Genomic DNA, 18857 nt, shown 5'->3' with positions numbered 1-18857 from the left:
CAAACTGCAAGAGGTTCGCCCGTGCCGCCCAAACGCCGCTATTCCGCCTTTGCCATCGCCCGCGAAACTCTGCGCCAGCACGCGGGCTGGGATCGGGCCTGGGCCGACCGCCCGATGAAGCCGCGCTACGATGTGATCATCGTCGGCGCCGGGGGGCATGGGCTGGCCACGGCCTATTACCTTGGGAAGAACTTCGGCATCACCAACGTGGCGATCCTGGAAAAGGGCTGGCTGGGCGGCGGCAACACCGGGCGCAACACCACGATCATCCGGTCGAACTACCTTCAGGATCCCTCGGCCGCGATCTATGAAAAGGCGCGCGGCTTGTACGAGACGCTCAGTCAGGAGTTGAACTACAACATCATGTTCAGCCCGCGCGGCGTGATGATGCTGGCCCAGACAGAGCATGAGAAACGCGGCTACCTGCGCACCGCACATGCCAATGCCCTGCAAGGGGTGGAAACCGAATTCGTCGGCCCCGACCGCGTCAAGGAACTGTGCCCGATCATCAACATCGACGGGCCGCGCTACCCGGTGCTGGGGGCGCTCTGGCAGGCGCGTGGCGGTACCGCGCGGCACGATGCGGTGGCCTGGGGCTATGCGCGCGCCTGTTCCGACATGGGCATGGACATCATCCAGAAATGCGAAGTCACCGGGGTGCGCAGCGCCGGCGGCAAGGTGACGGGGCTGGAAACCTCACGCGGCCCGGTCGATTGCGACAAGCTGGGTCTGGTGGTGGCCGGCCATTCCGGGCATCTGGCCGAGATGGCGGGCTTCCGCCTGCCCATCGAATCCGTCGCCCTGCAAGCGCTGGTCTCCGAACCGATCAAACCCTGCATGGATGTGGTGGTCATGGCCAACACCGTGCACGGCTACATGAGCCAGTCCGACAAGGGCGAGATGGTCATCGGCGGCGGCGCCGACGGCTACAACAACTACACCCAGCGCGGCAGCTTTCACCACATCGAAGAAACTGTCCGCGCCCTGGTCGAGACTTTCCCGATGATCTCGCGCCTGAAGATGCTGCGCCAATGGGGCGGCATCGTGGACATGACCGGCGACCGCTCGCCAATCCTGTCCACCACGCCGCTGGGAAATTGCTTCGTCAATTGCGGCTGGGGCACCGGCGGCTTCAAGGCCATTCCCGGCTCGGGCTGGGCCATGGCCGAACTCATGGCCAAGGGCACACCGGGATCGCTGGCCGCCGACTTCGGCCTGGACCGCTTCCGCGAAGGCCGCTTCATCGATGAAAGCGTGGCAGCGGGGGTGGCGCACTGATGTCCTTCGACGAAACTGTCGCAAATGCGATGCGCGATGATCTCGGCATCGGCCCGGGCATGGCCGAAAAGAAGATGTTCGGCGGGCTGTGCTTCCTGCTCAACGGCAACATGGTCTGCGGCGTCCACAAGGGCGAGCTGATGTACCGCGTGGGCAAGGCCGCTGAACCCGATGCGCTGGTTTACGCGGGCGTCCGCCCGCTCAGCTTCACCGGCCGGCGCATGGGCGGCATCGTCGAGGCCGACGCCGATCTGCCCGACAGCACCCGCGCGGCCTTGACCACCATGGCGCTGGCCCATGCCGCCAGCCTGCCCGCCAAATAGCCCCGCCATGACGCGCTACTTTCACCCGACTGATCCCGGCCAGACCAAGGCTTTCCCATGCTGACGCTCACCTGCCCCTATTGCGGCCTGCAAGCCGATGAAACCGAACTTCACGGCGGCGGCGAGGCACATCTGACCCGCTTCGGCCCCGACAGCAGCGACGACGAATTCGAGGCCTATCTTTTCCTGCGTCAGAACCCGCGCGGCGTCCACGCCGAACGCTGGCGCCATGTCTATGGCTGCGGAAAATGGTTCCACGCCCTGCGCGACACGACCACGCTGCAGGTCTTCGGCACCTATCCGGCCCAGACCCTGACCCCGCCCGCTGACCTGCTGAAAGCCGCCGGGGTGGAGCCTGCTGCATGACCCCTCTTCTTGGCAAAAATACTCAATCCATCCTCACCCTCGGCGCGGAGGCCTGATCCATGAGCACCCGTCTTGCCACCGGCGGCCGCCTGATCGACTGCACGCACACCACCCGGTTCACCTTCAATGGCCACGCCATGACCGGGCTTGCTGGCGACACGCTGGCCTCGGCCCTGCTGGCCAACGACCAGATGCTGGTGGGCCGCTCGTTCAAGTACCACCGCCCGCGCGGCATCGTCGCGTCGGGCCCCGAAGAGCCCAACGCCCTTGTCGGTCTGGGCAAGGGCCGGTTTTTCGAACCCAACCAGCGCACCACCACAACCCCCTTGCGGGATGGGGCGTCCCTGACCAGCCAGAACCACTGGCCGTCGCTGGAAGCCGATATCGGCGCGCTGAACCAGATCCTCGCGCCCGGCCTGACCGCGGGGTTCTACTACAAGACGTTCATGCACCCGCGGCCCTTCTGGAAACATGTGTTCGAACCTTTCATCCGCCAGTCCGCCGGTCTGGGCAAAGCCCCTACCGAGAAGGACGGCGATGTCTACGAGCATCTCTATGCCCATTGCGATCTGCTGATTGTCGGTGGCGGCGTGGCGGGGCTGCAGGCGGCCTTGGCCGCTGGCACATCCGGGGCGCGGGTGCTGCTTGTCGAACAGACCGGCCATTGGGGCGGGCGCGCGCCCGTCGATGGCGCGCAAATCGATGGACAACCGGCAGACGACTGGGTCGCTGCCGCGGTGGCTGACCTGGAAGCCCTACCCAATGTCACCCTGAAACGGCACACCCAGGGTTCGGGGGTCTATGACCATGGCTATGTGCTGGCCACCGAACTGCCGCCCGACCATGTGCCCGGCTCCGATAACGCCCGCGCCCGCCTTTGGAAAATCCGCGCCAAACAGGTGCTGGTCGCCACCGGCGCCATCGAACGGCCGCTGAGTTTCGCCGGCAACGACATTCCCGGCGTGATGCTGGCCGGTGCCGTGCGCGACTACGTGGTCAACTGGGCGATCAGCCCCGGCGCCCGCACCGTCATCGTCACCAACAACGACGACGCCTATCGCACCGCGCTGACCCTGCTGGATGCGGGGCAAGAGGTGCCGGTCATCGTCGATGCACGGGAAGCGGCGCAAAGCGCGCTGATAGATCAAGCCCGCGTGCGCGGCGTTCGCATCCTGACCGGCACCGCCATCGCCAAGGTCAAGGGCGGCAAGCGCGTCACCGGCGTGGCACTGTGCGCCATGAACACCGGTGGCAGCGCAGTGACCGAGATCATCGACTGCGAGGCCGTGGCCATGTCGGGCGGCTGGTCGCCCGCGGTGCATCTGTTTTCCCATTGTGGCGGCAAGCTTTATTGGGACGACGCGCGCGCGATGTTCCGCCCGGATCCCGCGCGGCTGCCCACCGGCCACGATGGCCAGCCCTTCGTGCGCACCGCCGGGGCGGCCAACGGCCATTTCGACACCGGGGCGATCCTGCACGATGCGGTTGCCGCCACGCAGGCGGCCCTGAAGCTGGACCGCGCGCCCATCGCGCCGTCGCAGGCCCAGGACCCCGCCGAAGGACCGATCGCCCCGATCTGGGTCATGCCGGCGCAGGCACGCTATGAACTGCGGTCGAAGATGTGGCTGGATTTCCAGAACGATGTGAAGGTCTCGGACGTGCAACTGGCCGCGCGCGAAGGCTATGAAAGCGTCGAACATACCAAGCGCTACACCACGCTCGGCATGGCCACCGACCAGGGCAAATTAAGCAATATCAACGGACTGGCAGTTCTTTCTGAAGCTCTGGACAAACCGATCCCCGAGGTCGGCACCACCACCTTCCGCCCGCCGTATACGCCTGTGCCGATGGGCGCCATTGCCGGCGAGGCCCGCGACGCCGCCTTCCAGCCCCTGCGTCGCACCCCCATGCACGAATGGCACGCCACCCACGGTGCCCATTGGGAGCCTGTCGGCCATTGGCGCCGCCCGTACTGCTATCTGCGCGCCGGGGAATCCATCGACGAAGCCGTGCACCGTGAGGTGAAAAACACCCGCCAAGCCCTTGGTTTCCTTGATGCGTCAACGCTGGGAAAAATCATCGTCAAGGGGCCGGACGCGGGCCGTTTCCTGGACATGCTCTACACCAACATGATGAGCAGCCTGAAACCGGGCAAATGCCGCTATGGGCTGATGTGTACGGAAAACGGCTTTCTGACCGATGACGGCGTGGTGGCGCGGATCGACGATGACACCTTCCTGTGTCACACTACCACCGGCGGCGCCGACCGCATCCATGCCCATATGGAAGACTGGTTGCAGTGCGAATGGTGGGACTGGAAGGTCTATACCGCCAATGTGACCGAGCAATACGCGCAGATCGCCGTTGTCGGCCCCAATGCCCGCAAGCTGCTGGACAAACTGGGCGGCATGGATGTCTCGAACGCGGCGCTGCCCTTCATGGGCTGGATCGACGGCACCCTGGGCGGCTTCCCGGTGCGCGTCTATCGCATCTCCTTCTCGGGCGAGTTGTCCTTCGAGGTGCGCGTGGCGGCGGGCCAGGGCCGCGCTCTGTGGGATCGCATGATGGAACTGGGACTGCATCTGGGCGGTATGCCCTATGGCACCGAGGCGCTGCACATCATGCGGGCCGAAAAGGGTTTCATCATGATCGGGGACGAAACCGACGGCACCGTGATCCCGCAGGATCTGGGGCTGGGCTGGGCGATCTCGAAGAAAAAGACCGACTACTTGGGCAAGCGGGCGCAGCAGCGGGCGCATATGGTGGATCCGAACCGCTGGCAGCTGGTCGGACTGGAGACTCTGGACGGCACGGTGCTGCCCGATGGTGCCTATGCGGTGGGCACAGGCGACAATGCCCATGGTCAGCGCAAGACGATCGGGCGCGTGACCTCGACCTACATGTCGCCGACACTGGGCCGGGGCATCGCCATGGGGCTGGTCGAACACGGGCCCGACCGGATGGGCGAGGTTATCCAGTTTGCCACCACCTCGGGCATGACCATCGACACCCGGATCGTCAGCCCGGTGTTCTTTGATCCGGAAGGAGAGAAGCTGAATGCCTGATCTGCTGGAAACCCCCGAGACAACGGTCACCGACCTGCCGCCCGGCGGCATGATCTTGTTGCGTGGCAGCCTTGCGGACGCGGCTTTTGCCGAGGTGCTGACCGGCTGCGGGATCAGCGTGCCCGGCACCCGGCAGATCGTGCCGTGTACAGTCGGGCAGGTGGGCTGGATGTCGCCTGATGAACTGCTGGTGTTCTGCGAGGCCACCGCCAGCGCCGATCTGGCCCTGCGTCTGGACGCGGCCCTGTCCGGCCAGCACGCGCTGGTGCTGCGGGTCGACGACATGCGCGCCCGCTTCCGCATCGCCGGGCCGGGGGCGCGGGGCGCGCTGGCCAAGCTCTGCCCGGTGGACATGGCCCGCATCGCCCCGGCCGAGTTGCGCCGCACCCGTCTGGCGCAGATACCGGCGGCCTTCTGGACCGAAAACGGCGCCGATTTCGATCTGGTCTGTTTCCAGTCGGTGGCCGGCTATGCCCGCAACGTTCTTACCCGGGCGGCGCGGCACACGCAGGGCATCGTTCTGCCCTGAATGGCGAAGGGAAAAACCTGTATGCGGGGTTGACCTTGGTCAGCCCCGTCCTTCATGTGTCGAGGTAATCGCAACCACCACAACAGGGGTTTCCCATGGCATTCGAACTTCCCGATCTTCCTTACGCCCATGACGCTCTTGCCGAATTCGGCATGTCGCAGGAGACGCTGGAGTTTCACCACGACCTGCACCACAAGGCCTATGTCGACAACGGCAACAAGCTGATTGCCGGCACCGAGTGGGAAGGCAAATCGGTCGAGGACATCATCACCGGCACCTACGCGGCCGGCGCTGTTGCCCAGAACGGCATTTTCAACAACGCCTCGCAGCATTGGAACCACGTCCAGTTCTGGGAAATGATGGGTCCGGGCAAGACCGCCATGCCCGGCGAGCTGGAAAAGGCTATCGTCGACAGCTTCGGTTCGGTCGACGAGTTCAAATCGCAGTTCGCCGCTGCGGGCGCAGGCCAGTTCGGCTCGGGCTGGTGCTGGCTGGTCAAGGACACTGACGGCGGCCTGAAGGTCACCAAGACCGAGAACGGCGTGAACCCGCTGTGCTTCGGCCAGACCGCGCTGCTGGGCTGCGACGTGTGGGAGCATTCCTATTACATCGACTTCCGCAACAAGCGCCCGGTCTATCTGTCGAACTTCCTCGACAACCTGGTGAACTGGGAAAACGTCGCTTCCCGTCTGGGCTGAGCATTCATGAAAACGCCCGCCAAAACGGCGGGCGTCGGAAATACGAACGGGGTCCTGCGGGGCCCCGTTTTGCTGTCAGCTGTCCAGTGCGGCGATGATCTGGCCGAAGTCATCGGCTTTCAGCGAGGCACCGCCCACCAGCGCGCCATCGACGTTGGACACGGCAAAGATCTCGGCGGCGTTGGAAGGTTTGACCGAACCGCCATAGAGCAGGCGAATGCCCTCTGCGACCTCGGTGCCGAACCGCTCGCTCAGGCGGGCGCGTATGAAGTCGTGCACCTCGGCGATCTGATCCAGCGTCGGCGTCAGCCCGGTACCGATGGCCCAGACTGGTTCATAGGCGACAACGATGGTCGCGGCGGTGGTGCTGTCGGGCAGGGAGCCGTCCATCTGCGTGCCGATCACCTCCAACGTCTGGCCCGCTTCACGCTCGCTCAGGGTTTCGCCGATACAGACCACGGCGATCAGCCCTTCGGTGACGGCGGTGGTGGTCTTGATCCGCACGGTGGCATCGGTTTCGCCGTGATCCTGCCGCCGCTCGGAATGGCCGAGGATCACGTGGCTGGCGCCGGCGTCCAGCAACATCGGTGCCGAGATATCGCCGGTGTGCGCGCCGTTCAGCGCACCGTGGCAATCCTGTCCGCCAACGGCGATGGCGCTGCCACGGGCAGCCTCGGCCATGCGCGAGATCAGCGTGGCGGGCGGGCAGATCAACACATCGCAGCCGGGCGCCGGATGGGCCAGGGCCAGGGCCGCGATTTCGGACAGTTCCGCGGAACCGCCGTTCATTTTCCAGTTACCGGCTGCAAGTTTGCGAGGCATGGCTCTCCCTTTCAGATTTTGGCGCGATTAAGGGAAAGCCGTGGACGGAAGGCAAGGGCGCGGGGCCCAGCATCTTGCCGCAGCGCCGCTATCCGCCCGCGCCGAGGCTTTCGTCGAACTTGATCGACTCGCCGCAGCCACAGGCATCCACCACGTTGGGATTGCGGAACTTGAAGCCCGATTCCAGCAGCGAAACCTCATAGTCGATCTCGGTGCCGAACAGGAACATCTGCGCCATCGGGGCGATCATCACCCGCGCACCATCCTGTTCGACCACCTCGTCATGCGGGTCGATCTCGGACACGTATTCCAGCGTGTATTCCATGCCCGCGCAGCCGCCCTTCTTCACCCCCAGGCGCAAGCCCGTGGTGCCATCCTTGGCCATCAGTTTCCTGATCTGGCTGGCCGCCGCCGGGGTCAGCGAGACGGCCTGTTTTCCGGGAATGCCGAACATGGATCGATCCTTGTGATTGCCCTTTAAACCTAAGGGCTGGATGCAGGATTCTCAAGATGTGCCGGGCTGGCGCCTACATGAAGCCCAGTTCCAGCCGCGCCTCGTCCGACATCATGTCCATGCCCCAGGGCGGTTCCCAGGTCAGTTCGACGTTGACCGTCTTGACGCCGGGCAGGGGCTCGATCGCCTCGGCCAGCCAGCCGGGCATTTCACCGGCCACCGGGCAGCCGGGTGCGGTCAGGGTCATCAGGACCTCGACATCGCCTTCGGTGCCGATCTCGATCGTGTAGACAAGGCCAAGATCATAGATGTTGACCGGTATTTCCGGGTCAAAGACCGTGCGGCAGGCTTCGACCACCGTGTCGTACAACGGATGGTCGGTGGAAGAGGGCTTGATGAGCGGCGCGCCTTCCATGGGCGCCGCGCTTGTGTCCTGAGCTGACATGGTGATCCCTTACTATTTCACATGGGAATATATGTCGGCAGAGCGGGCGCGTCTAGGTGGCCTTGGGTTTTGCCGCAGCGCGGCGGCGCGCAGGCACCGGACGGGCCTTCTTTTCGATGGCATCATACAGCAACCCGGCGACGTTCTTGCCGCTGGATTTCTCGATGCCCTCCAGACCGGGGGAGGAGTTGACCTCAAGCACCTTCGGCCCGGTGGAGGACCGCAGCAGATCCACGCCCGACAGGTTCAGCCCGAAAGCCTTGGCGGCGCGCACGGCGGCGTCGCGTTCCTGCTTGGTGATGCGCACCGGGCTGGAGTGCCCGCCGCGATGCAGGTTGGACCGGAACTCCCCTTCTGCGGCCGAGCGTTTCATGGCCGCCACGACCTTGCCTGCGATCACCAGGCAACGAATATCCTCGCCCGCCGCTTCCTTCACGAATTGTTGCACCAGGAAGCTGGCCTTCAGACCGCGGAAGGCGTCGATCACCGACTCGGCGGCCTTGCGGGTTTCGGCCAGCACCACGCCCTTGCCCTGCGTGCTTTCCAGCAGCTTGACGATCAGCGGTGCGTTTCCGGCCAGGCCGATCAGGTTGCCGGTGTCCTTCGGTGAGGCGGCAAAGGCCGTCGCCGGCATGCCGATGCGTTGCCGTGCCAGAATCTGATGCGCGTGCAGCTTGTCGCGCGAGGCGGTGATGCCGTCGGACGGGTTCACGCAATAGGTGCCGATGGTTTCGAACTGGCGCACCACGGCGGTACCGTACGAGGTGATCGACGCGCCGATGCGCGGGATCACCGCGTCATAGCGGGGCAGGCGCGTGCCGTCGTAATAGACCTCGGGCGACAGTTGGTTGATCGCCATGTAGCAGCGGGTGGTGTCGATAACCTCGACCACATGGCCGCGCGCCTCGCCTTCCTCGACAAGACGCCGGGTCGAGTAGTTGTGCGCCTCGCGGCTGAGCACGGCGATGCGCAGGCTGCGGCGCGGGGCATCCTGTTTGACGGCCACCGAATGGTAGGATTCATAGCCCAGTTCCGGCTGGCAGAAGCTTTGCTGCGGCATAACCAGCATGTCCTCGGCCAGCGCGGTGCGGCCCAGAAGCATCCGGTAGGCCATGTTGCCCCGGTCGGTCAGCGACACGTCGATGGGCCATTCCCGATCGCCCATGCGGATACTGGTACGGATCACGTAACGCCACTCGGATTCGCCGTTCGACGAGGTAACCTCGCGCCGGTCCACCACCGGGGCCGAGCAGTGGATCAACACATCGTCGCGGTCCGGAATCGGGTGGATGGTGAAGCGCACCTTGGGGCTGGCGGCGCTGCCAAAGGATTCGATGTCATAGGCGTGCAGCGCCGAGGTCCGCGCCCCGGTGTCGACCTTGACCTTCAGGGCCGGCAATCCCAGTTGCGGCAGGCTCGCCCATTCCTCCCAGCCCAGTTGGAACGGTTCGGAGGCAGCGTTCGGAGTGTCCATGTTGGAAGAGCCCTTGTTGCGTCTGGAAGGTGTCGCCGGTGGCGCGCTGCGTGTATGGGCACGAAGTTGGTGCCATGGCAACGGGTTCGTCGCGACTATGCCCCTTATCGCGCAAGGTGCAAGAACTGTGGTCAACCTGCGGCCCTTGCTTTACTGGCGCGGGCAAAGCCCCTAGCGATGATCCCATGACCAAAAGCTTCTCCTTCTCCCTGAATGCCACCGACGGGCGGGCACGCACCGGCGTCGTCGACACGCCGCGTGGTGAAATCCGCACGCCCGCCTTCATGCCCGTGGGCACCGCCGCCACCGTCAAGGCGATGATGCCCGAGTCCGTGCGCGCCACCGGGGCCGATATCCTGCTGGGCAACACCTATCACCTGATGCTGCGCCCCACGGCGGAACGCATCGACCGGCTGGGTGGGCTGCACAAGTTCATGAACTGGGACCGGCCGATCCTGACCGACAGCGGCGGGTTTCAGGTGATGAGCCTGTCGGACCTGCGCAAGATGTCCGAAGAGGGCGTGCGCTTCAAATCCCACATCGACGGGTCGGAACACTGGCTGACTCCCGAACGCTCGATGGAGATCCAGCGGCTGCTGGGCTCCGACATCGTGATGTGCTTCGACGAATGTCCGGCACTGCCCGCTGACCGCGACCGCATCGCCAGTTCGATGCGGCTGTCGATGCGGTGGGCCGAACGGTCGCGCGAGGCTTTCGGGGGTCGTCCGGGACACGCCTTGTTCGGCATCCAGCAGGGCGGGCTTGAGCAGGACCTGCGCGGCGAAAGCGCCGAGGCGCTGCGTGCCATCGGTTTCGAAGGCTATGCGGTCGGCGGTCTGGCCGTGGGCGAGGGGCAGGAGGCCATGTTCGGCGTTCTCGACTATGCGCCCGACATGCTGCCCACCGACAAGCCACGCTACCTGATGGGAGTGGGCAAGCCAGATGATATCGTGGGTGCGGTGGCGCGCGGCATCGACATGTTCGACTGCGTGCTGCCGTCGCGCTCGGGCCGCACCGGGCAGGTGTTCACCCGGCACGGCGTGGTCAACATCAAGAACGCCCGCCACCAGGACGATCCGCGCCCCCTGGACGAAGCCTGCGGCTGCCCGGCCTGCCGCAACTACTCGCGCGCCTATCTGCACCATGTGTTCCGCAGTCAGGAGATCATCAGTTCGATGCTGCTGACCTGGCACAACCTGCACTATTACCAGGAGTTGATGCAGGGCATTCGTGATGCCATTGCCGAAGGCCGTTTTGCCGCCTTTCAGGACGCCTTTCATGCGCAGCGCGCCGAAGGTGACATCCCGCGCCTGTAACCGGGCGGCGTCTTGCGAACCGGGTCGGTGCGGCGAAATCCCTTTCCTTCACCGGCCCAGTCTGGGAAGCTTGCGCAACCCAAGATGGAGATCACCTTGAAGCTGACCCCGATCCTGACCGCCGCGCTGATGTGCAGTGCCATGCCGCTGGCGGCTGAAGACGCCCCGCTGGAACTGGTTGAATCCGACTGGTCCGTGGCCTGCGATGACCGGGGCTGCGTGATCTCGCGCTCGATGATGGAACCGACCGGCAACAGCCGCTTCGCCACCTTGACCTTCGCCCTGGCCGCCGAGGCCAGCTTTGCCCAGATGGCGCTGTTCGTGCCACTGGGAACAGCGGTGCAGAAGCCGCTGACGCTGATGGCCGGACCGATTCAGCGCGACTATGCCTTCACCACCTGCCTTGCCGAAGGCTGCGTGGTGCTGGACCGCGTGGCGCTGGACGATGTGCAGAACATGTCGATCCTGCCGGCGCTGGACATCAGCTTCTTCGCCGCCGAAGCCGACACCCCGGTTGCGACAAGCATCCCGCTGAGCGGACTTTCGGCCGCCCTGGACCAGGTTGCCGAGACGTTGAGCAACTGAACGAAGCCACCCTTCGCATTTCGGCACACCAGGGCAAGATGTAGTCAGATCGCCTTGCCCTTGCCCGAAATGCGGGCCACAGTCACGGTCAAGTCAGAACCCAAGAGTTGACAGACGGGCGCGGAAACCCCACCTAAACCGTCTGATCGGAGAGGTTTCGGTTGCCGTAACGGGGCCGGGACCTGCTGCCACTAAGGATATGTCATGGAAAATCAAATAAGCCCGTCTTATCCCGTCCTGCCGCTGCGCGACATCGTTGTCTTCCCGCACATGATCGTTCCGCTGTTCGTCGGGCGCGAGAAGTCGGTCAAGGCGCTGGAAGAAGTGATGGCGGATGACAAGCAGATCCTGCTGTCCAGCCAGATCGACGCCAGCGTGGACGAGCCGACCTCTGACGGCATCTACAACATCGGCGTGCTGGCCAATGTCCTGCAACTGCTGAAGCTGCCCGATGGCACCGTAAAGGTGCTGGTCGAGGGTCGTTCGCGCGTCGAGATCGTCGAATACCTGGAAAACGAGGACTTCTTCGAAGCCCGTGTGTTGCCGCTTGAGGAATCGCTGGGCGAGGAAGCTGCCGTCGAGGCGCTGGTCCGGTCCGTCGGCGACGAATTCGAACGCTACGCCAAGATCCGCAAGAACATCCCCGACGAAGCGCTGGCCGCCGTGTCGGAAACCCGCGAGCCGGGCAAGCTGGTGGATCTGGTGTCGGGCCACCTGGGCATCGAGGTCGAGCAAAAGCAGGAACTGCTGGAGACGCTGGAAATCGCCGCGCGTCTGGAGAAGGTCTATGGCCACATCCAGGGCGAAATGTCGGTGCTTCAGGTCGAGAAGCAGATCAAGTCCCGCGTCAAGACCCAGATGGAGCGGACGCAGCGCGAATACTATCTGAATGAGCAAATGAAGGCCATTCAGAAGGAGTTGGGTGACGGCGAGGACGGCAGCAACGAGATTGCCGAACTGGAAGAAAAGATCGCCGCAACCGATCTGTCCAAGGAAGCCCGTGAAAAGGCCGAAGGCGAGATCAAGAAGCTCAAGCAGATGAGCCCGATGTCGGCCGAAGCCACCGTCGTACGCAACTACCTGGACTGGATGCTGGCGATCCCGTGGGGCACCAAAAGCCGGGTCAAGAAGGATCTCAACCGCGCCCAGTCCGTGCTGGACGACGACCACTATGGTCTTGAGAAGGTCAAGGAACGCATCGTCGAATACCTCGCGGTGCAGCAGCGCTCGAAAAAGCTCAAGGGGCCGATCCTGTGCCTTGTGGGCCCTCCGGGCGTGGGCAAGACCTCGCTGGGCAAATCGGTCGCCAAGGCCACGGGACGCGAATTCATCCGCATCTCGCTGGGCGGCGTGCGGGACGAATCCGAGATCCGCGGCCACCGCCGGACCTATATCGGCTCGATGCCCGGCAAGATCATCCAGGCGCTGAAAAAGGCCAAGACCACGAATCCGCTCATCCTGCTCGACGAGATCGACAAGATGGGACAGGACTTCCGTGGCGATCCGGCCTCGGCGATGCTTGAGGTTCTGGACCCCGAACAGAACAGCACCTTCTCGGACCACTATCTTGAGGTGGAATACGACCTGTCGAACGTGATGTTCCTGACCACGGCGAACACCTACAACATGCCGGGTCCGCTGCTGGACCGGATGGAGATCATCCCGCTGGCCGGCTACACCGAGGACGAGAAGCGCGAAATCGCGCGCCAGCACCTGATCGACAAGCAGATCAAGAACCACGGCCTGCGCAAGGGCGAGTTCGAGATTTCCGATGCGGCGCTGACCGAGATCATCCGCACCTACACCCGCGAAGCGGGCGTGCGGAACCTGGAACGCGAGATTGCCAAGCTGGCCCGCAAGGCGGTGACCCAGATCGTGCGCAAGCAGACCGACAAGGTCGAGGTGACGCCGGAGTCGCTGGAGGACATGCTGGGCGTGAAACGCTTCCGCTATGGTCTGGCCGAGCAGGAGAACCAGATCGGTGTCGTCACCGGGCTGGCCTGGACCAGCGTGGGCGGCGATCTGTTGTCGATCGAGGCGCTGCGCCTGCCGGGCAAGGGTCGGATGAAGACCACCGGCAAGCTGGGCGACGTAATGAAGGAATCCATCGACGCGGCCTCCAGCTTCGTGCGGTCGATCGCGCCGGAGATCGGGGTGAAACCGACCAAGTTCGACAAGATCGACATCCACGTCCACGTGCCGGAAGGGGCGACGCCCAAGGACGGCCCGTCGGCAGGGGTTGCCATGGTAACCTCGATCGTGTCGGTGCTGACCCAGATCCCGGTGCGCAAGGACATCGCCATGACCGGCGAGGTTACGTTGCGGGGCAATGTTCTGGCCATCGGCGGGCTGAAGGAAAAGCTTCTGGCGGCGCTGCGCGGTGGCATCACCACGGTGCTGATCCCGGAAGAAAACGCCAAGGATCTGACCGAGATCCCTGACAACGTGAAGGAAGGGCTGGACATCATCCCTGTCAGCCATGTGCGCGACGTGCTGAAACTTGCGCTGGTGGACACGCCCGAGTCCATCGAATGGGACGAGGAAGCCGAGGAGGCCGCGGCCAAATCGGCGCTGGAACGTGGCGGCGACACCGTCGCGGCGCGCGCCCACTAACCGGCACTGATCCGAACCAATGGCATCGGCCCGCATGGCACCCCCATGCGGGCCTTTTTCATGGATTGACCGCGAGGGTTCCCGAACCGCCAGACACGCGAAAAACCCGGAAATTTGGTCTTGCACCTTGTGTCGGGCAGGGCTACACACCGCGCCACGGGTGATTAGCTCAGTGGTAGAGCGCTTCGTTCACATCGAAGATGTCAGGAGTTCAAATCTCTTATCACCCACCATTTCCCCCTGTCTGACACGGGCGGAAGACCCAAAGCGCGCTGTCGCGCCGCGACCCTTGCGTGGGTGATTAGCTCAGTTGGTAGAGCGCTTCGTTTACACCGAAGATGTCGGGAGTTCGAGTCTCTCATCACCCACCACGCAAGCCCTGCGTCTGCGGTTGGATACATGCTGTCTTCAGCATCTCGCGCCGCGCTCATGGGCATCAGCCTTCAGCCGAACCTGATCAGCCCGACCGGGGCAGGGTGAAGAGTGCCGTTCAACTCCCTGTCGCGATGGTCGAAAACCCTAACAAGGCGGCCTGCATCTTCTGGACGGCGGCATTGCTGGCGGCCAGCCCATGCGACGGTGCAACGACGGTCGGGTCTTCATAGGAGGCCCAAGTCTGACCACTGGCATCTTCGAAAAACTGGATCCGCAGCGGCAGGTACAGCGCCATCGTCTGGCCTTCCTGCAACGCGGTCGAGCCGATCTTGGGGCTGCCGAAGATCACCACCGTGGTGGGACGCAGGGTCTCGTCCATCGTGGCGGCACCCCGTGCGAAGTCTACCTTGGCAAACACCCGGGCGCCTGCGGCTTCGACCGCGCCGACCGTACTGTCGTATTACACAAGCCGCGCGCTGTGATCCGGGCTATCCGGGGCCTTTGTCCAATAGGCCCATTACCGAACCCCTCTGTTTATCTTTGCCCGTCCGGACTGGGATGCGACGCTGGATCCCGCCGAGGCGCTGGCCCACAAGGCGATTGCGCTGGATGGGAACTCGGCGCTGGGATTTCGCGACCGGCCCGACGCCGCCGTCGCGGCCTTCGAGCAGGCCTTGGCCCTGTCCCCCGAAAACGCCGAAGCGCTGGTGGCCTATGGCGAGACCCTGAACCGGCTGGGCCGCCCGGCACAGGCGCAACCGCTGCTGGACGCCGCCATGGCGGGCGAGAGTTTTTGCCCGCCAAGCTGGGAATTTCCCCGTGGCCACAGCCTGGTGCTGTTGGGGGCACAAGACAAGGCTGTCCTCAGGTTCCGCGCGGTGCTGGCGCGGGTGCCGGGCTTTGTTCCGGCGCGGGTGCAGTTGATCCGGGCGCTGATGGAACTGGGTCAGACGAAGGCGGCTTCGGGCGAGGTTGCACAGCTGAAGGACAATGCCCCGCGATATGGTCTGGTACAGGCAGCGCGCATGTTTCCCTATCCGGCGGCGGCTGAGCGCGACCGCCTGCAAACGGCTCTGTCAGATGCCGGGATGACCTGGGCCGTGGGCCCCCGGCGCGTGATCTCGATTTCCTGAAACAAGCGTTGGATTGGCGCTTGACGGTCTGCGAAGTGGGTCATAAACAGACACTCCATCGCGCGGTTGTAGCTCAGTTGGTTAGAGTACCGGCCTGTCACGCCGGGGGTCGCGGGTTCGAGCCCCGTCAACCGCGCCATGGCTTTCCCTTCCTTCATCCCCGGATATTTCGCACCTCGGCTGGGGCGATTTCACAGGCTTTGTGCGTCGTGCCGGACTGCGGTCCGGGCAGGGCGTTTGGTGCAATACGTCGGTTTTCAGGTCGGTTAGTTTTTTTGTTTGTGGCGCGTGGAAACTGCTTGACGGCTCTGCTGTAGAGACATAGACACCGCCCACGCCTTGGGACACAGCGTCCTGAACGCGAAAAGCGCGGTTGTAGCTCAGTTGGTTAGAGTACCGGCCTGTCACGCCGGGGGTCGCGGGTTCGAGCCCCGTCAACCGCGCCACTTTCTCCCCCTCACGATGTGACACAGACTTTCCTGCCCATGGCGGGTGCACGTCCGACCACCTGAAACGTGGGAGTGGTCCCGCCGAAGCGGGACCGGGGTCTGGGATCAGCCGTTCAGCCGGTCAAGGATACGCGCCCAGCTGCGGATGCCCTTGTGGAAGCTCTCGACGTCGTATTTCTCGTTCGGGGAATGGATCTGGTCGTCATCCTTGGCGAAACCGATCAGCATCGAATCCATCCCCAGCAGCGTCTTGAAGTAGCCCGCGATGGGGATCGAGCCGCCGCAGCCCACGAAAGCCGCCGCATCGGGCCATTCATCGCTAAGGGCCGCGCGGGCCTGTTCGAAGGCGGGATGGTCGGTGGACATCTGGCTGGCGGGCGAAGCGCCATGCGGGGCGAATTCCACCGTGCAATCCTCGGGCAGGCGCGCCGTCACGAAGTCGTGGAACGCCGCGCGAATGCGGTCGGGATCCTGCTGGCCGACAAGACGGAAGGACACCTTGGCCGAAGCCTTGGACGGCAGCACCGTCTTGAACCCGGCGCCGGTATAGCCCGACCACATGCCGTTGATCTCGCAGGTCGGTTCCGACCAGATCATCTCGACCGGCATCTTGCCGGCCTCGCCCGCAGGCGCCGACAGGCCGACGCCACCCAGGAAAGCGGAGTGGTCGAAGTTCAGTCCTTCCCATTGCGCGCGCAGATCGTCGGGCAGCGGCGGCACACCGTCGTAAAAGCCGGGCAGGGTGATGCGCCCGGTGTCGTCGTGCAGATCGGCCAGGATGCGCGCCAGCACCCGCGCGGGGTTGATGGCGATGCCACCGAACATGCCCGAATGCAGATCCTTGTCGGGCCCGGTGATGGTGATCTCTTCGCCCACCAGTCCGCGCAATTGCGTGACGATGGCCGGCACCCGGTCGGCGAACAGACCGGTGTCGCAGATCAGGGCGATATCGGCGGTCAGTTCCGGCGCGTTTTCTTCCATGAAAGGCACCAGCGAAGGCGAACCGCTTTCCTCTTCTCCCTCGAAGAAGATGGTGATCGGACCGGGCAGGGTGCCATGCACCGCTTTCCAGGCCCGGCAGGCTTCGACAAAGGTCATCAACTGGCCCTTGTCGTCAGAGGCGCCGCGTGCGCGGATCACAGGGCCGGTCGGGGTTTCTTCGATGCGTGGCTCGAACGGTGGGCGATCCCACAACTCCAGCGGATCAACAGGTTGCACGTCGTAGTGGCCGTAGAACAGCACATGCGGACCGGCGCCTTCGGATGTGGCCACCACCATCGGATGACCCGGCGTCGGGCGCTTTTTCGCCTGAAACCCGATCCCGGCGAGATCGGCCACCAGCCAGTCGGCAGCGGCTTCGCAATCGTCCTTGTGGGCGGGATCGGTCGAAATGGACTGGATCTTCAGCAGATCTGTCAGACGGTTCAGCGCAGCATCCAGGTTCGTGTCGATATGGTCGAGAACGGAAGCGAGGGACATGGGGACTCCTTGGTTGACAGGCGCCACCCTACCACCGGGGATTGGCGCGTCCAGATGGGCCACCACTTGCTGCAAACCGGAGTTTGATTTACATCAAAACGCGCCGGGACAGTATGCGCCATTAAGACTATTGCGCGGGGCAGCTATTCTGTGACACGCATATGAAAAACGCGACAGCCCGCCTGCGGGCCCGGACAGTTGATGTCCGCCATGTTGGAGGAAGACACGTTGGATTACTCTGCCAAGATCGATGCGGCGATCCAGAAATTGCACGATGAGGGCCGTTACCGGACCTTCATTGATATCGAGCGCCGCAACGGTCACTTCCCCCATGCGGTCTGGACGCGCCCTGATGGCAGCCAGCAGGACATCACCGTGTGGTGCGGCAATGACTATCTTGGCATGGGTCAGCATCCGACCGTTCTGGCCGCCATGCACGAAGCGGTGGATGCCACCGGTGCCGGATCGGGCGGCACGCGCAACATCTCGGGCACCACGGTGTATCACCGTCGCCTTGAGGCAGAACTGGCCGATCTGCACCAGAAAGAGGCCGCGCTGGTGTTCACCTCGGCCTATATCGCCAACGAGGCGACACTTTCGACCCTGCCCAAGCTGTTTCCGGGCCTGATCATCGTTTCCGACGAGTTGAACCACGCCTCGATGATCGAAGGCATCAAGCACGGCCGGTGCGAGAAGAAGATCTTCCGACACAATGACGTGGCCCATCTGCGCGAGGTCCTTGAGGGGCTTGATCCCGCAGCGCCCAAGCTCATCGCCTTCGAGTCGGTCTATTCGATGGATGGCGATTTCGGCCCGATCCGCGAGATCTGCGATCTGGCCGATGAATTCAATGCCCTGACTTACCTGGACGAGGTTCACGCCGTCGGCCTGTATGGTCCGCGCGGTGCCGGTGTGGCCGAGCGCGACGGGCTGGCGCATCGGATCGACATCATCAACGGCACGCTGGGCAAGGCCTATGGCGTCATGGGCGGCTATATCTCCGCCTCGGCCCGGATGGTGGATGCGATCCGCTCCTACGCGCCGGGTTTCATCTTCACCACCTCGATTCCGCCGGCAATCGCCGCCGGGGCCGCCGCGTCGATCCGCTTCCTGAAAGAGGATCAGACCCTGCGCGCCCGGCATCAGACGCAAGCCCATATCCTGAAGACCCGTCTTAAAGGTATTGGCCTGCCCCTGATCGACTTCGGATCGCACATCGTGCCCGTTCCGGTCGGCAACCCGGTGAAATGCAAGATGATTTCGGATCGCCTTTTGCAGGACGACGGCATCTACGTGCAGCCGATCAACTTCCCCACCGTGCCGCGCGGCACCGAACGGCTGCGGTTTACCCCGTCGCCCGTGCATGGTCCCGATGATCTGGACCGGCTTGTGAAGGCGCTCGACAAACTCTGGTCGCATTGTGCGCTGAGCCGCCAGTCGCTCTCGGCCTGAT

Annotated in this window: 17 protein-coding genes and 4 tRNA genes; 15 read left to right on the top strand and 6 right to left on the bottom strand. The window is 64.1% G+C overall.

What is annotated here, in order from left to right:
• The first annotated feature begins 21 nt into the window (after window positions 1-21).
• From ACP15K_RS02845 to ACP15K_RS02820, 6 genes are all read left to right on the top strand, one after another.
• On the top strand, window positions 22-1278 hold the full coding sequence (locus tag ACP15K_RS02845) for a sarcosine oxidase subunit beta family protein (protein WP_424989743.1): 1257 nt from the start codon (window positions 22-24) through the stop codon (window positions 1276-1278).
• A 29-nt stretch (window positions 1279-1307) separates the two neighbouring features.
• Entirely contained in the window at window positions 1308-1601 is a 294-nt protein-coding gene (locus ACP15K_RS02840) for a TfoX/Sxy family protein (RefSeq protein ID WP_424989742.1), read from the top strand.
• A 57-nt stretch (window positions 1602-1658) separates the two neighbouring features.
• The gene (locus ACP15K_RS02835; RefSeq protein ID WP_193142232.1) at window positions 1659-1967 is read left to right on the top strand and encodes a sarcosine oxidase subunit delta; all 309 of its coding nucleotides are present in this window, start codon (window positions 1659-1661) and stop codon (window positions 1965-1967) included.
• A gap of 59 nt (window positions 1968-2026) precedes the next feature.
• Window positions 2027-5032: a sarcosine oxidase subunit alpha family protein gene (locus tag ACP15K_RS02830; RefSeq protein ID WP_424989741.1), complete on the top strand. Its 3006-nt coding sequence runs from the start codon at window positions 2027-2029 to the stop codon at window positions 5030-5032.
• Window positions 5025-5561: a sarcosine oxidase subunit gamma gene (locus tag ACP15K_RS02825; RefSeq protein ID WP_424989740.1), complete on the top strand. Its 537-nt coding sequence runs from the start codon at window positions 5025-5027 to the stop codon at window positions 5559-5561. Before ACP15K_RS02830 ends, ACP15K_RS02825 begins: the two co-directional genes overlap by 8 nt.
• Before the next feature lie 95 nt (window positions 5562-5656).
• On the top strand, window positions 5657-6259 hold the full coding sequence (locus tag ACP15K_RS02820; protein ID WP_193142229.1) for a superoxide dismutase: 603 nt from the start codon (window positions 5657-5659) through the stop codon (window positions 6257-6259).
• 75 nt (window positions 6260-6334) lie between these two features.
• Here the strand turns inward: ACP15K_RS02820 and tpiA are convergent, their stop codons facing one another.
• The 4 genes from tpiA to rimK all read right to left on the bottom strand — a co-directional run bounded on the left by tpiA (window position 6335) and on the right by rimK (window position 9454).
• Window positions 6335-7081, bottom strand: coding sequence for a triose-phosphate isomerase (gene tpiA, locus ACP15K_RS02815; RefSeq protein WP_193142228.1), 747 nt, complete (start codon window positions 7079-7081; stop codon window positions 6335-6337).
• Between the two features lie 88 nt (window positions 7082-7169).
• Window positions 7170-7535 carry a HesB/IscA family protein gene (locus tag ACP15K_RS02810; RefSeq protein WP_424989739.1) on the bottom strand — a complete coding sequence of 122 codons (366 nt, stop codon included), beginning with the start codon at window positions 7533-7535 and terminating at the stop codon, window positions 7170-7172.
• A gap of 73 nt (window positions 7536-7608) precedes the next feature.
• Entirely contained in the window at window positions 7609-7980 is a 372-nt protein-coding gene (locus ACP15K_RS02805; protein ID WP_366192172.1) for an SUF system Fe-S cluster assembly protein, read from the bottom strand.
• A 52-nt stretch (window positions 7981-8032) separates the two neighbouring features.
• Entirely contained in the window at window positions 8033-9454 is a 1422-nt protein-coding gene (rimK, locus tag ACP15K_RS02800) for a 30S ribosomal protein S6--L-glutamate ligase (RefSeq protein ID WP_193142225.1), read from the bottom strand.
• A gap of 185 nt (window positions 9455-9639) precedes the next feature.
• Here rimK and tgt point away from each other — a divergent pair, with 185 nt between their 5' ends.
• The 5 genes from tgt to ACP15K_RS02775 all read left to right on the top strand — a co-directional run bounded on the left by tgt (window position 9640) and on the right by ACP15K_RS02775 (window position 14339).
• Window positions 9640-10770, top strand: coding sequence for a tRNA guanosine(34) transglycosylase Tgt (gene tgt / locus ACP15K_RS02795; RefSeq protein WP_193142224.1), 1131 nt, complete (start codon window positions 9640-9642; stop codon window positions 10768-10770).
• Window positions 10771-10854: 84 nt separating this feature from the next.
• Window positions 10855-11355: an invasion associated locus B family protein gene (locus ACP15K_RS02790; RefSeq protein ID WP_424989738.1), complete on the top strand. Its 501-nt coding sequence runs from the start codon at window positions 10855-10857 to the stop codon at window positions 11353-11355.
• Window positions 11356-11559: 204 nt separating this feature from the next.
• Window positions 11560-13968: an endopeptidase La gene (lon, locus tag ACP15K_RS02785; RefSeq protein ID WP_193142222.1), complete on the top strand. Its 2409-nt coding sequence runs from the start codon at window positions 11560-11562 to the stop codon at window positions 13966-13968.
• A gap of 158 nt (window positions 13969-14126) precedes the next feature.
• A tRNA-Val gene (locus ACP15K_RS02780) sits at window positions 14127-14201 on the top strand.
• Window positions 14202-14263: 62 nt separating this feature from the next.
• A tRNA-Val gene (locus tag ACP15K_RS02775) sits at window positions 14264-14339 on the top strand.
• A 119-nt stretch (window positions 14340-14458) separates the two neighbouring features.
• Here the strand turns inward: ACP15K_RS02775 and ACP15K_RS02770 are convergent.
• Window positions 14459-14761 (bottom strand): DUF302 domain-containing protein, encoded by a 303-nt coding sequence (locus tag ACP15K_RS02770; RefSeq protein ID WP_424989737.1) that lies wholly within the window; start codon window positions 14759-14761, stop codon window positions 14459-14461.
• Window positions 14762-14873: 112 nt separating this feature from the next.
• Between ACP15K_RS02770 and ACP15K_RS02765 the strand changes: the two genes are divergently transcribed.
• From ACP15K_RS02765 to ACP15K_RS02755, 3 genes are all read left to right on the top strand, one after another.
• The gene (locus tag ACP15K_RS02765) at window positions 14874-15476 is read left to right on the top strand and encodes a tetratricopeptide repeat protein (protein WP_424989804.1); all 603 of its coding nucleotides are present in this window, start codon (window positions 14874-14876) and stop codon (window positions 15474-15476) included.
• 62 nt (window positions 15477-15538) lie between these two features.
• Window positions 15539-15615, top strand: a tRNA-Asp gene (locus tag ACP15K_RS02760).
• 230 nt (window positions 15616-15845) lie between these two features.
• A tRNA-Asp gene (locus ACP15K_RS02755) sits at window positions 15846-15922 on the top strand.
• 108 nt (window positions 15923-16030) lie between these two features.
• On the opposite strand, the gene ACP15K_RS02750 is transcribed toward ACP15K_RS02755, so the two are convergent.
• Window positions 16031-17404 carry a M20/M25/M40 family metallo-hydrolase gene (locus ACP15K_RS02750; protein ID WP_424989736.1) on the bottom strand — a complete coding sequence of 458 codons (1374 nt, stop codon included), beginning with the start codon at window positions 17402-17404 and terminating at the stop codon, window positions 16031-16033.
• Between the two features lie 228 nt (window positions 17405-17632).
• Between ACP15K_RS02750 and hemA the strand changes: the two genes are divergently transcribed.
• Window positions 17633-18856, top strand: coding sequence for a 5-aminolevulinate synthase (gene hemA, locus ACP15K_RS02745; RefSeq protein ID WP_424989803.1), 1224 nt, complete (start codon window positions 17633-17635; stop codon window positions 18854-18856).
• The last annotated feature ends 1 nt before the right edge of the window (window position 18857 follow it).

The organism is Fluviibacterium sp. S390, assembly GCF_049800695.1.
GTDB lineage: Bacteria > Pseudomonadota > Alphaproteobacteria > Rhodobacterales > Rhodobacteraceae > Meridianimarinicoccus.
Note: the sequence above shows the minus strand (reverse complement) of the source record. Positions and strands in the feature narration are given on the sequence as shown.